This is a genomic window from Bradyrhizobium sp. F1.13.3, assembly GCF_040548265.1.
GTDB lineage: Bacteria > Pseudomonadota > Alphaproteobacteria > Rhizobiales > Xanthobacteraceae > Bradyrhizobium.
Window position 1 is genome coordinate 1 of the sequence record NZ_JBEPRI010000030.1, and the last position, 14,244, is coordinate 14,244.

8 protein-coding genes and 2 pseudogenes are annotated in these 14,244 nt (G+C 56.5%); 6 read left to right on the plus strand and 4 right to left on the minus strand.

Features of this window, described 5'->3' with window-relative positions; all coding sequences use genetic code 11:
• The 6 genes and pseudogenes from ABIB66_RS40970 to panB form a co-directional block, all read left to right on the plus strand.
• The coding region (locus ABIB66_RS40970; RefSeq protein WP_354211521.1) for an ATP-binding protein at positions 1-209 on the plus strand (209 nt) is incomplete at its 5' end.
• A gap of 1,080 nt (positions 210-1,289) precedes the next feature.
• Positions 1,290-1,813, plus strand: a pseudogene (locus tag ABIB66_RS40975) (radical SAM protein); the annotation flags it as partial.
• 59 nt (positions 1,814-1,872) lie between these two features.
• Positions 1,873-2,226 (plus strand): aspartate 1-decarboxylase, encoded by a 354-nt coding sequence (gene panD, locus ABIB66_RS40980; protein WP_275174115.1) that lies wholly within the window; start codon positions 1,873-1,875, stop codon positions 2,224-2,226.
• Between the two features lie 83 nt (positions 2,227-2,309).
• A pseudogene (locus ABIB66_RS40985) lies at positions 2,310-3,202 on the plus strand (aminotransferase class I/II-fold pyridoxal phosphate-dependent enzyme).
• Positions 3,199-3,831: a dethiobiotin synthase gene (gene bioD, locus ABIB66_RS40990; protein ID WP_275174113.1), complete on the plus strand. Its 633-nt coding sequence runs from the start codon at positions 3,199-3,201 to the stop codon at positions 3,829-3,831. The pseudogene ABIB66_RS40985 and the gene bioD overlap by 4 nt, the downstream one beginning before the upstream one ends.
• A gap of 1,418 nt (positions 3,832-5,249) precedes the next feature.
• The gene (gene panB / locus ABIB66_RS40995) at positions 5,250-6,122 is read left to right on the plus strand and encodes a 3-methyl-2-oxobutanoate hydroxymethyltransferase (protein ID WP_275174152.1); all 873 of its coding nucleotides are present in this window, start codon (positions 5,250-5,252) and stop codon (positions 6,120-6,122) included.
• 974 nt (positions 6,123-7,096) lie between these two features.
• Here panB and nolL read toward each other — a convergent pair.
• The 4 genes from nolL to ABIB66_RS41015 form a co-directional block, all read right to left on the minus strand.
• Positions 7,097-8,218 carry a nodulation factor fucose acetyltransferase NolL gene (gene nolL, locus ABIB66_RS41000; RefSeq protein ID WP_354259456.1) on the minus strand — a complete coding sequence of 374 codons (1,122 nt, stop codon included), beginning with the start codon at positions 8,216-8,218 and terminating at the stop codon, positions 7,097-7,099.
• Positions 8,219-9,144: 926 nt separating this feature from the next.
• Positions 9,145-10,407: a diaminobutyrate--2-oxoglutarate transaminase gene (gene ectB / locus ABIB66_RS41005; protein ID WP_354259508.1), complete on the minus strand. Its 1,263-nt coding sequence runs from the start codon at positions 10,405-10,407 to the stop codon at positions 9,145-9,147.
• Between the two features lie 980 nt (positions 10,408-11,387).
• Entirely contained in the window at positions 11,388-11,732 is a 345-nt protein-coding gene (locus ABIB66_RS41010) for a response regulator transcription factor (RefSeq protein WP_502918363.1), read from the minus strand.
• Positions 11,733-11,867: 135 nt separating this feature from the next.
• The gene (locus ABIB66_RS41015; protein WP_354259462.1) at positions 11,868-12,551 is read right to left on the minus strand and encodes a response regulator transcription factor; all 684 of its coding nucleotides are present in this window, start codon (positions 12,549-12,551) and stop codon (positions 11,868-11,870) included.
• Between the last annotated feature and the right edge of the window lie 1,693 nt (positions 12,552-14,244).

Genomic DNA, 14,244 nt, shown 5'->3' on the forward strand with positions numbered 1-14,244 from the left:
TCGTCGACGATCGACACCAGCGCGGATCGACCATCATCACCAGCCAGGTGCCGATCGAAAATTGGCATGAGGTCATCGCCGACCCGACCATCGCCGACGCCGTCCTGGATCGGCTCGTCCACAATGCTCACCGCCTCACACTCAAGGGAGACAGCATGCGAAAGATCACTGCGCAGCGCGCCAATCTTGACGCAGCCAAGAAAACCTGACCCAACTCCTCATGCCGGCAACGACACTCCGGCCGCCTTCGTCGGAACAGGTGGCCGCCTTCGATCGGAATGCATGGTCGCGTTCAATCGGAATCCCTGGCCGCAATCCCCGGAATCCGCATAAGTTCGGTGCAGATGATCAGGAGTAATTGGGACTGCCCATGCCGGGGTGGCAACCGCTCGATATATCAGCCAGAGGACACGAGCCGTGCCGGCGTCAACTCTATCGGCCGAAGCATGGAGGAACGCGTGAGGAAGCAAATCTTAGAAAAACTCGAGGCAGGGCGTGTCGGCGATGGCCGATTCGCCACCGAACCAGGATCTGTTCCTTCCGCTCACTTCGCGCAGGGGCCTTGTGGCTGTCACCGCGAGATCATTGGCTTCGTTCGTTCGGGGATGGGAGCATGTCTGGGTGTCGGCGCGACGGCGATCTTCAAGCTGGGACGAAATGTGCCTCGTCAAAGACCTGTTTGAGACGACGCGGCGAAATCCGTTATGAGACCGCACTCATCTGCCCAAGCAGATTTGCCGCTTGAGACGGCTGGAGCCCGGCGCTGTTTAAGTCGAGCGGCGGCAAAGTACTTTGCTGCTCCTACAGGCGGCGAGCACACCGTCGATGGAGCCTAGGTGACCTAGTGGTGCACAGGCCCGCCAAGGACGTGCGGGTCACCCCTCTGCGCCCCAGAGCCAAATCCGCTGCGCTTCTGAAGGCGGCGGGAGGCAACGCTCGCACAAGCGGTTCGTGTGCGGAATGCGACGTGCATAACCACACCAGCGAGGAATCGTCCGGGGGGCGAATAGAGCAGGTCCGTGGATCCGTTATATATGTCGTGCCTTCAAAGACATTAGTATCAGGAAAGGATCCTATGGAGCGCAACCACGGTACGCATCGGCTAGTTGCCTGAGTGAGGGGCGCTGAGGAGTGTTGTTGCGCGTTCCTCGATGCTGCGAGGAAATCCTGCGTGAGAGCCGGCTATGAGCCTGATATGAGCGCCATCCCGGCGCAACTCGGCGACAATTCTCGTTTAAGACCGGGCAAGAGTGTTGCTTTGCGGAGCTACGCACGATGGTATCGACTATATGATTGGGCGAAAGTACCGGAAGGCCGTGGAAATCGAAGGCAATAGCGGCCGCAACGGCGCGCCGGTCCGCCGCGACTGGGAAGGTGCCGAGGCGGGAGAGCTTTACGCGCTACCATTTGCCGGCCTCCTATTTCACGGCCAGACCGTTCATCGCGGCAATTTCGATCCAAACCATGTCGAAACCGCAAGCTTCCCCAGCGTCAAAACCGGCGGTTGTTCTGAAGACTGCGCCTACTGCGCACAGGTCGTGCATTACGACACTGGCCTGAAGGCGACTCGCTTGATGGATCGCGCGGATGTGGTCGCCGCCGCGCAGCACGCCAAGGCCGCCGGGGCGACTCGCTTCTGCATGGCCGCGGCCTGGCGCAGTCCCAAGGACCACGATCTCGATCAGGTCTGCGGCCCGATCGCCGCGATTAAACGTGTTGTCATGGAGACGTGCGTAACGCTCGGCATGCTTACGCCAAAGCAAGCCGCACGGCTCGCCGGCGCGACCTCGATTTTTACAATCACAACGTGGACTTCGCTTAGGTTGTCAAACCGATAGAGGTGCTGCGCGCAAGCATCAGCGTAGGTGAAAAATGCAAATTGTCTTGATGAAGGGAACGATTCATTGCGCCTCGGTAACTGAAGCCGACCTGCACTATGAAGGCTCGATCTCGATTGATCGCGGGCTCCTGGACGCGGCCGGTATCCTGATCAACGAACGCGTCGAACTCTACAATCTTGAGACGGGGGCACGCTTTGCAACGTTTGTGACAGAAGCGCCACAAGGATCCGGCACCGTAGACGTGAACGGTGCGGCGGCCCGACTGGCGATGCCCGGTGATAAGATAAGTATCGTCGCATACGCGTCATTTGACGAGGAGGATGCAAAAGTCTTCAGGTCACGCATTGTGCTGGTTGATCGAGAAAATCGCATCCTGCCAGTTTGAATTCAAACGGCCAACGCGGGAACGTTTAATCGTCGCCGCCACTTGGAGTTTTGCGGCGTCCATCGTTGCTCAGCGAGTGAAGAATGAGTTCCGTCATTGCCGCTAAATCGGCCAGCTATGTGGCAGGTTTGGATGCGCTTAAGGAAGACGATCGCCTGCGCGGTATCATGCCGCGCATCGGGACCGACTTTTCATCAAGCGATGATCTGGCCCTGGTGAGCGCGCCGCGCATGGAAAAGGCCATGCTAACCGCGCTGGAATCCGGTACTCCGATCGGAGCCGGCGGATCACGGCTTCTGCGCGGCAACTGCGAGGTCTTCGGCGGTGGCTATTTTGCAAGTTTTCCAGTGCTGACAAGGCTGCAACAACGGCACAACCTGCTTGTCATTGAGTCTCTGGTTCACGCCAGTACTCATGAAGGGGCGCGAGCTGGCCGATCCGCTTTCAGAATCTGCGCCCACAAGGGACGCGAGGATATAGAGAGCGAAATTCGCGACTGGCGTGCCGCGGGCGGAGCGGGGCAGGTCTGGATCGTAGTCGAGAGCCTCCACATCATGGATGGCGTTTCCGCACCGGTTGAAGATTCGCTCACGATCGCGGACCGGCACGATGCGTTGTTGGTTGTGGGCGAGGTGCATGGGGAGGCTCTGTTGACCCTGCAGGCGGAGCCGGAGCGCCAACAGCGCCTAGCGAAACTTGTCGCGTTCAAGCATTGGGGAGATCGTTGCGCGAGGCGAGAGAAGTCCTTCGAACTCGCAGATCTTGCCCTATATCGTCGGCGAGAATGCCCGCGCCATGAGGCTAGCCTCGGCGCTACACGCTCGCGGATTTGACATCCGAGGAATTAGACCGCAAACGGTGCCGGCCGGCCGGCACGCTCCGCTTACGAATTTCACTGACGCTTAACGTCGGAGAGGAAGAGGTACATGCGATGCTCGATGCGCTCGCTGAGGAGACGAGGGACGGATCTCGATGAGTCAGCGGATCGTGGTGACCGGCACAGATACTGGGATCGGCAAAACTGTCTTTTCGGCAGGCCTTGCCCATCTCCTCGGCGCGAATTATTGGAAACCAATTCAGGCCGGTCTTAAAGAAGAGACCGACAGCCAACTGGTCGCCCGACTGGGCGGTATGTCGGCCGATCGGATCATTCCGGAGCGTTACCGTCTTAGAACGTCCGCTTCCCCGCATCATTCCGCCGAAATAGACGCAATTCGCATCGATCCCGATTCGCTCGTGGTGCCGGATGCCGGGGAGCGACCGCTCGTCATCGAAGGCGTCGGCGGACTGATGGTGCCGCTGCATTCCAACGCACTTTACATCGACGTCTTCGAGCGGTGGCGGCTTCCCGTCGTGCTTTGCGCCCGCACGCAACTCGGAACCATCAACCACTCTCTGCTGTCGATAGAGGCCTTGCGAAAGCGCCAGATCGAACTTCTTGGGATCGCATTCATCGGGGAAAGAAATTCTGAAACTGAGAGCGCAATTTGTGACATCACGCGGGTGCGTTGGTTAGGACGGCTTCCCTGGATTTCTCCTCTGACGGCAGACAGCCTGCAGGCTGTCTTCAAGGGCTCGTTTATCCCCGGCGATTTCGGGCCTTGACGCCAAACAAGAGGTGGCCAACTTGGCATCCATTCACGCCGCATGCTCTTGACAACGAAATGACCAAAGTTGTGCATGGCGACGGTGCTTATCTCTACACTGCGCCATCGGATCAAAAATGAAATCGCATCCTGGTGGATCGTCACTCACGGCCATTACTATCCGCAAATCGCGAGCGCGATTTAGAAGAACAGGCCGGCAAGCTGACCAAATCATGTTCGCCGGCTCCACGCACGATCCGGCTGAAGAGGTCGCTCGGCTCCTTTTGAACCTCGCACCCCGAGGCGCCGAACATGTTTTCTACTCGGATAGTAGCTCAGCCAGCGTGGAAGTCGCCTTGAAGATGGGACTCTGCTATTTTGCAAACGTTCGCCGTTGCGGCACAATCACAGCACACGATCTGAAGACGAGATAGACCGGGCTATCTCGCAGGCGTTAGCCCCAAGCTTCACGCCATCTTTAAAGATCGCAATCTCTTGCTGCGCCCATTCGGTAATACGATTTACATGATGCCGCCGTATTGCGTAATAGCAGGAGACCTGGCTGAAAGTTATTACGCGTCTGTGACGGTGCCGATGCGCTGGCCTGAAGACGCGCGCGGGAGTGCAAGATCCAGGAGTCCGAGCTGTCGTCCGCTTCTCGAACACTTGAGAGAGCCTTGCCCTAGACTGCCTACGAAATTGACGATTGTTGCTTCGCATCCTGCAATGTCGGTGCGGCCGGCCGGGAGACCGCGGGCTTCGCCGGCCGGTCCACAGTGTGACCGTGCGTTCGTTTTCCATCCGATCGCGTCATGGCGAGTGGGTACCCGTTGAGGATGCCTACCCGAATCCGCCATGAGGTGATGAAGTTATGCGTCCATTGGTGACGGTCTGTTGCGGAAGGTCGTTCGTCATTTTGATTAGAGAAGATCGGCCTGGCGGCGGGTCTGATCAAGAGGCGACGCACGCGAAGATGGTGGACACGTCATCCGCATTCTGGAGTGTGAGGCAGCCGTGCGAGCGCCGGTGCATCTTCCCTATTTCGTTCGCCTGGATCACGCATCGGAATGTGCCTGCAGTCCGCCGAAGCCGCGGCTTTGAGCGCCAATCAACGGCCATACGAAATCGACTTGCCGCCTTAACGTGGGCTTTGGCACGTCGATCGGACCCTCATAAGGACATTCACTGTCGCCGCGTGCGTGCATCGTCTACAGGCCGCCGTTTTGAGTCGCAGAATGTTTGGATGGTGGAGTCCCAGAACCACCTCGCAGAGGAACATCTTGAAAGAGTTTGTTTGCTGATCGCGCAATCATTGGAAGCTTTGTGCTCTCCAACTTCTCAGCGACGCGTCTTTTCGGCCTCCCTATTGACAGAGACCATTTGCTCTTCCAAGGGAAAGGCCATTTCCAGAAACATGCGGGCCGGGTCCGATCGAACATGAGTCACATTTCGCAGCTGCCAGTTGAGCGCGTCACGATTCCAGTTCTGCAACGATTCAAAGAGGAGAGGCGTGCCATCGTCATGACCACGGCTTATGATGCGGTAACGGCGCGTATCGCCGATCCTGTGGTCGACCTCATTCTTGTTGGCGATAGCGTCGGCAACGTATGCCTTGGGTTTGATGACACTTTACCGGTCAGCATGGCGATGATGAATCACCACCTGGAAGCGGTCGCGCGGACAAGGCCTCGGGCCATGCTTGTAGCTGACATGCCGTTTCTTAGCTTTCATCTCAGTCCCGACGACACGATACGCAACGCTGGAGGCTTCCTTCAGCGTGGCGCCGATGCCGTCAAGCTTGAGGGAGGGGGTAAGCGTGTCGAGACGATCCGAGCCTTGGTGAATTGCGAAATTCCCGTGATGGGCCATATAGGTCTCACGCCACAAAGCGTCAACGCAATGGGTGGCTTCAAGGTACAAGGTCGGAACGCCGACGATGCCCTACGTCTGCTTGACGATGCGCACCAGCTACAGCATGCGGGATGCTTTGCTCTTGTCCTTGAAGGCATCCCGGCTGAGCTCGCTGCCCGAGTGACTGAATCTCTGACCATACCAACGATTGGGATCGGAGCGGGTCCAAGTTGCTCAGGGCAAGTCCTAGTGTTCCACGACGTGTTGGGGCTCGCAGGAAGCCATTATCCAAAATTCGTGCGTGTCTATGTAGAGGGCCATCAGCTGCTGCAGGAGGGCCTCTCGCGCTGGGCAGCTGATGTCCGTAGCGGAGCATTCCCTGCGGCGCAGGAGTCATATCGGCTTCCGGACGGCTTGCGCGGGGCGGTCGTAAACTGGACGCCTTCCAAGTCAAGCTAGTGCAAGGTCCAACATGCAAACGAGCAAGTACGGTCGGGGAACTGCGCGGCGCCATTGCAGAGGAGCGCCAGTCCGATAACGAGGCGGGGCTTGCTGCGACGATACGTTGGCCGCACGATCGTCATCTAGCCCAGGCCGAAAGCTCGACGACCTCCGTTATCACCGTTAGTGAGCGCCTTCCTCGCACCCGCCCTAGTTGAGACCAAAAGAGGATCTCGGCAGATCGTCTCGTGACTTCCCAAACGGTGGCCGTGCCGCGAAGCGGCTCGGGTTCGTCTCTGCGCCAGATCCCGGGAGACTTGTCCGGCTTTATTTGAGACCTCGTCGAACCGGCGAGCCCGCCAAGCCTCGACACGCTTGCATTTTCGCGGCCATGCAAAGTACGTGTGCAAGCTGTTTCATCGTGGAGCCATTGTCGCATGCATTGGACGCGGGAGTTCAACAACGCGCGGTCGTGCGCCGCATGATCGTTAATCTCAATTAAATCTTCCGATCGAGATCGTCACCGTCTCGAGACGGTGAGAAGCAGACAGGCTCGCGATGAGCAATCGGATCGCCTCAACGAACAAGAACGGCTTGTTGGTTTCCAAAGGCCTTTTACTTCGGGCAGCTGCGGGTCTAGACGGAGATTCGAACGACTGGGAGATCTCGGGTTCAGTACGGCAGTCGAAGAACCATCTTGTTGAGTGTGAATGGATTGGCTTCGATCTGGGAAAACTGACGGCTAGACGACTGGTACAGCCGAAGCTAATCTCACGGCACTCGACCGTATTTGGATGGACGGCAATGGGCTGAGTTCGCCGGTGCCATACAACTGAGAGCAATACACGCTCGATTGGGTTGCTCTTATGCCGATCATCGCCTCGACGGCGGCTCGCCGTCGCCGCCGGATCTGGGTTCGAAAGCTATTCCAGCGGCTTCACAAGTCGTTGCTATCGGCACCCTGCCGTACTCAAACAATCAAATGGATACAGCTAGTTCATTGCAGGTTTGGCTTGCGGGAGACCTGAGCGTGGCGGCATTCCAAGGACGAGCTGAGACAGATATGGAACGCCTCGAACGATCGAGCGGATCGTTAGGGCGATCGCAATGATCGCGGCCCCGAGCACACCCGCGATGATCAACCGGGTCGTGAGATCCCAAAGCTCTCCGAATTGTATGAAATCCATGAGACGGAACACGGTACCCTGGACCAGGTAGAGCAGCAGCGTGGTCTGGCCCAACTCCACAGCGATAAAGCGGGCCATTCGATTTGAATGGCCAAAGCGCCAGCATTGCAACAGGAGTACGATAGCGATTGCGGACGCAGCTGCAGAGCCAACAAACATCACAAGCACGTCTTGAGTTGACCGAAAGTCGTGAATTACCCCAAGATTGTTGTAGACATAGGTGCTCTTGCCCCAAGCTAGAAAGCATACGCAGGTCACAATTGAGAGAAATAAAATCAGGAGCGGCTTGTGATGTCGCAATGCACTGGTCGATCGTTCTCCCGATTGAGCAAGCAAGAAGCCGAAGCAGAAGAACGGGTAAGTAAATCTGATCAGCGGTGATATGGAGAATGTCAGAGGCACGAGCGCGACCAGTATGGCTGAGCCAGTTATGACCCACGATCGGCGGGTAAGGATGGTAGAAATCTTGATGAGAAGGTAGGAAATAAACGTGGCCCAGATGAACCAATACGTGCCAGCGAGATCGTCTAGAACTTCCGAAAGTCCGCTTGTTAGGCTGGTCGCGCGCCACAACGCCGCCAACTTAGCTGTCTCCATTATTGCCCACCAAAACAGCATCGGCAGCAACAGCTGCTTCGCACGGTCGCTGGCGGCTCGAGTGAACGGCTTTTGCAGCAGCGATCGAGCAGAAAGATATCCGCTTATCGCCATAAAAAGTGGCATGTGGAACATATAGATCAATTTGTAGTACGGTGAATACCAAAATCCGTCGTCTCGGTAGATGACATACTGGATCAGGTGCCCAACAATCACCAAAACAATGAGGGCACCTTTCGCGAAATCTAAACTGAGATCTCGATCGTATGCCTCTGCCGTGCGCGAGCTGGGGACGTTCGTTCGAGTCACGGATAGCAATGTATCAAACATCTAGATATCTGTTGCTGAGGAGCCGGCGGCCCGTTGTCCGCTTCTTCTGCCTCATTTTCGATCGAAACGAAAGGCGATGGCGGGAGTTTTTGGAAGGGGAATAGGCTCAGCTTGTTAGGCCTTCCACGAACTAGCTGTGGGCCGCGCATCTCTGAATGCCCCGCGGAACTTTGTGGCAAAGACAAGATACCCTAATTTCGCACACGGCGGTAGCGGCATAGGCGCGGCATACGACTTGCAGACGCGTTTGCGGGAGGAAGACTGTCACGCTCAGTCTCCCGCTCGGCCCGACGCATCTCAGACCCGGCAGATGCGTCGGGCTTCCTTGGTTGGCCCAGCCTAGTTGGCATGCGGTCCATCACTTTCGCTTGACCCCGAGGTGCTCACGCCAATAGGGGCTTCTGATAACGGAACGGCGAGCACGCCAACATTGGGATTACGGCACGTGCTACGGGCGTGCGCCGATAGCGGTGCTCTGCAGTTCTGGAGCAAAAGCCGAGGACCAACCGTTTTGATTGGGAGGCTTGTTCGGCTTCGTGTGACTCATGCCGTCAACCCGCGTGCCTTGACGACTTTCGTCGCGCCATCTCTTGGTGCAGCTCGTGGCTTGGTGTGCATCTGCGAAGGCTTTGGTTGGATCGTACTCGCAGGATGATTGATAGAGAGCCAGCTCCACTAGTGTCGTTCGCGATTGCGAGGTTCTATGCTCAAAGGCGCTGCTCGCACTCACTGTTGTGGATGGAGGGCAGCAGCCGTTCTTCGCGCATCAGCCGACTCAGCGGATCACAGACAGAATCGGCGTTCAGGCGTCACCTCCATAATCGCGGCTTCAAAACTCCTGAACGTTTCGGCGGCAAGGAGGAGCTCGCGCTAGTGACTTGTGCGGCGATGCTGTTGCGCAACAGTTTGTCTCGTGTGCCTACAAATTAGCTTCCTCGGGCTGAATTCAACGTTTCGGTCAACGACTCCTCGAATATGTCTAGGCCTTGTCCCAACGTGCCTTGGTCGATCGTAAGTGCGGGCAAGAACTTCACAACCTGATCCGTCGCTCCGCATCGCTCGATAATTAAGCCCTTCTCAAACGCTTTATGTGACGTCGCCTCTGCGATTTGTGTCGTTTTGCAATCGAAGCCGCATACCATGCCTCGTCCACGAACAGCAAACTTGTTTCCGTACTGATGCGCGATAGCATCGAGCCGACGCCGCATAAATGCGCCCAAGCGTTGGACCTGGTGCGAGAACGTCTGGTTACGCCAATACAGGGTCAAGGCCGCTTTGCCAGAAACGAGTGCAAGATTGTTTCCTCGAAACGTTCCCGTGTGCTCGCCTGGTTCCCATGCGTCGATCGCTTCTTTGATCAACAGCATCGACAACGGCAAGCCGTACCCACTCAGCGATTTCGACATCACAACAATGTCTGGCGACAAGGCAGCGAACTCAAAGCTGAAGAACTCGCCTGTACGACCACAGCCCATTTGGATATCGTCAACTATGAAAATAGCTCCGACCTCTTTTGCCAAAGCCTGTATTGACTGCAACCATTCCTTACCGGCGACGTTAATGCCTCCCTCTCCTTGCACGGTTTCGACGAGAATGGCGGCGGGAAGGTCAATACCACTGCTCTCGTCCACTAATACCTTTCGTACGTAATCCGCCGGACTGCCAGCGGAGCCAAGATACCCATCATACGGCATGAAAGTTGTGCCGGATAAGGGAATGCTGCTGGCGTTGCGGTAAAAGCGGTTACCGCTCGCAGCTAGGGCTCCCAAGCTGTGGCCGTGATATCCATTCGTGAAAGAAATGACGTTGTGACGCCCTGTGATCTTACGCGAGAGCTTTAGGGCTGCTTCAACGGCGTTAGCTCCCGTAGGACCCGTAAATTGAAAGCGATAGGAAAGATTCCGTTCACGAAGGATGACAGAGCTAAAAGTCTCCATGAATTCGACCTTTGCTGGAGTGGCCATGTCCAAGCCGTGGACCACGCCGTCCGACTCCAGGTACTTGGTGATTGCTGCTTTGATCTCCTGATTGTTGTGGCCATAGTTTAGCGCTCCAGCGCCGGACAGAAAGTCAATGACCTTTCGGTCACCCTTAGTGAACATGATCGAGCCGCGCGCCCGACTGAAGACAGCAGGAAAGGAACGTGAGTACGAGCGGACATTCGACTCGAGCGTTTCGACTGTTTTCATTCTGCGCGGCCCGTGTACTCCGACCATGTGATCGTCTCCTCAACAAGAAAAGCTGCCTGACGAACATGCGCGCGGCCAACATCGTACAAGAGAGTCGAACAGTCGTCTCCCGACGTCCTTTGGGTTGCGCGTAGCGCGTCCGAAAATCAGCTCCATTGATTTAGCTGAGAACCGTGCGGAACGAAGCTACTATGTCTAGTAGTATCTCCACGTCCAACGAACGCCACTGGCTAAGGTCGTCTTTCGCGGACAGGCTTGCTTAGCCGGCGCGCGAGGAATTGTCGCATGCCGTGCGGTAGCTTGCGCTAGGATGAATCCTGAAAAAGAGAAAAAGTGGACCTAACTTTCATGGTGACCCAAAAGGGCGCACTCCCGTCGGTAGCGAAGGCAGGGCTTGAGATCGCATCGATCAGGGGCATCAGTGTGCAACGGATGCGTAAGTTTCGGGTGCTTCGGCCCGCCGAAGGATACTGGGATGGAATGCTCCAATCTCGCGGTGCAAACTGTGGATCGCTCGCAAGTTCAACATGGCCTGCAGCCTTTTGTGATTGCAGCGATCGTCTTACGGGCTGCGTGATTTCGCTGTGATTGGCGCGTCATCCTCCACAGACACCGGGGCCGGACTTTCTGTGGAGAACTCGCGAAAGCTCGGGTGAACCCTTTTCGGCGAGGTCCTGCCTGGCAAGCCGCTGCCGTGATACTTTCGGCCTAAGCTCAGCATCGCCGTTAGTGCGCACCTTTGTTCGGGCGAGGAGGGCCTCTGCTCGTCTGATTACGCGATCATACGGGTGGCGTTTTTGTCAGGAGCCCTTGCACGTGTTCGATGAGGGGCCGAAGGCACAACAACAGAGACAGGAATGCGGCAAGGTCGAAAGGCCATGGTGCCACGGGCACGATGTAAGCAGTGGCAGCGGCACATGGATCGATATCGTAAGCGCCGCGCGGGCGCGGTGTGGTGGAGACTGCTGCTTCCCCGTCTTTCACGCGTCCGTTCCGCCACGATGCTCGCGCAGCGCTTCATCGAGGCAGGTTATCAACTCCAGACCGGCAAAGGGTTTGGCGAAAAAGCCAGCTACACCGACGCTCAACGCGCGGGCTCGCGTACGATCATCCGCGACGGCAGTAATCAAGATGAATGGCGCGGCGTGGCCCTGGGCCCGCATTTGTTCCAAAAGTTCAAAGCCGCTCATTCTGGGCATCTGCACGTCTGCAATGACACAGGACGTGTTCTGCAATTGAGACGACCGCAAGAAGTCCTCAGCCGACGCAAACGTATGAACGACGTGGCCCTGCGATTTCAAAAGGTTGTTCAGTGCGGCACGAATCGAAGGATCGTCGTCGACAACGGAAACAGTTGAATACGTGGACAAGACGACCCGTTCTAGTTGGACGAAGGCGGTGACAGAAGCATGATGGCCAGCTGAAGGGTGCGCGTGCTCGATGAAATTGTAAAATCATACTTAGGTTTGTACTCTGAAACGGTCAGTGCCAATTCCCAGCCTCTCACTCATCCTGATCAAATCGGCTAGGGATCGAGCGCCCATCTTCTTCATCACGTGCCCGCGATAGATTTTTACCGTAATCTCGGCGAGCCCGAGTTCCGCGGCTACCTGTTTGTTCAACAGGCCGGCGGCGACCAGTTTCAAGACATCCTGTTCTCGTGGACTTAGGGCCTCAAACAATGACTGCAGCCTCCCGACCACCTTCTCTACACCCCGCCTCTTCCGATCCTGTTCGATAGCTGCGACTACGCCATCGAGCAGCTCCTGATCGCGAAATGGTTTGCTGAGAAAATCGATTGCTCCACTCTTCATGGCTTTGACGGTCATCGGAATATCGCCATGAGCGGTGATGAAAATGATGGGAATGTGGATCTTCAGTTTGGCTAACTCACTCTGGAGCTCAAGTCCGCTCGATCCTGGCAGCCTGATGTCAAGCACGAGGCAGCTAGGAGCATCAGGAAGCTCGCTCTGGAGCAGTTCCTGAGCCGTTCCGTAAGCAACGACATCTAGACCGATCGAACGAAATAGGTTGACCAGGGATTCGCGCATCGAGAGGTCATCGTCGACGACGAGGACGCTCGGCCTCACCTCCGGCCCTACAACATTTGCGGCTTCCTTCCGCGATTCAGAGCGCTTGGTCACGATAAGAGCCTCATTTGTACGATTTAAAGAGGAATTGTCTCGTAATGACGACCTTTGATTGAGGTGCAGTCTTTCACGCAGGCGAATCTTTGAGATTTTCGAGGTACGTGACTGGTTAGCCATTCGCACCCGACCCATTACAGGAAAGTCTAGCAAAAACCGCTTGAGTGGTCGAGAACGGCCTTTCGCGTCTATCCCCGGCGCGTTGGACCGGCCCCGCGGCATCGATCAAATCGATGAACAGCCGGTCGAGAAGCACCTAATCCAGGACTTAAGGCGCTTGCTTTAGCACGGCGGCGCGTCTCGCCTGGCTTCGCGAGTGGGGCTGCAGCGGACGACTCTTTTTGCGGCTGAAGCATCAGAATGCCCGGCGCCTTGGTCGTTGAACGCCGGGGCGCGAGCTGAACGAATTGACGCGATTGTGCTTGTGCACGCGCAGATCCCGTCGGCGTTGCGATCGGCAAGAGGCGTAAACTATCGCACCCGTACTAAGGAAAATAGAAACCAGAACGACTAGCAGCGGCATCAGGACATGAACACTTCTTTTCCGTCGTCAGAGCGCCTGTGAGTTGCGTCTTGGCGAGTTCGGGGAAAGCACCTTGCATCGGCTTCGTACAACCTGACGCACGGTGCGATTCAAGTCCTTTCCGTCATCATGTTTGTAGGAAATGCGCTCGAACTCACGCTGTTGGAGGGGCGCTCACGCTCGTTCGTCTCGTTGCTTCCTTCACCAGCAAAAGCCAGCTGCATTTGCTCTCCCATCAGCCAGACAATCGCTGATCCAGCGAAAGAATCATTCTCCTACCAGAATTGGCGGACATCACCGTGCCCGGAGTTGAAGATTAGCTCTTTGACCTACATAGGAACGCCAAAACGCGCCCCGAGCGGGTCAACCTGAAGCCCTTGTCAGACCTGCCACTAGCTCATCGATCCGCCAAGGGCATAAAGCCGAGGTAGGGTCATTAAAGGCGGCCCGACGCACTCCGTCGAGAAGAAAGCGCGTCGGGTTCGCCCCACATCGCCAGTACATCCGTGGTGATGCTGCCTCCAATGAAGCAACCAGCGTGGCAAAACTGAGGCTCGTTCAGCAAGGCAGAGTAGTAGTGCCTCCCTGCGTCTTCGTACCTAGCGTACCCGTTGTACGATCCTGGTGTAGATCTATCGAATTTGCAAAAGTTCGATCCGACAAAGTTCTCGTCCACAGAGGTTGAATAAATGTTGTCGCAGTGAGCGCGGCGACAAGAGGCGTTCCGCCGTCCTTCGTTTTGATTGAATTTTTCTTCACCGCTTTTGGGATAGCCTACGCCTTGCTTAAAGCGATTCAAGCAGCGAGATATCGCTCGGATCTATCGTCTCTCCCGTGAAGAGACAGACTTCGTAAGCTCGCGAGCTGAGTGCTACAACCCGACGTTAAGTGGGATTCAAGGTCTTTTTTCGTGTTGCTTTTCTTTTTCGCTCCGAGGCAGCGCTCCTGACAATTCGGCGTTCGGGAAAACGTAAGCTCTCGGGTAGCATAGCGATCAGCCCCGCGGCTATCCGTCCCAACAGATAAGAGCAGATTGCGAGTCCCGGCGGCTGATCAAGTTCCTTACGATCCACCGCAAACCGTAACCGGGCGAGTTTTCTCCATATCCGCTTCGGCCACGGTGGCCTTAATTTGGGTGCGCCTGAGAACCGCGATCGTCGCCGAGAC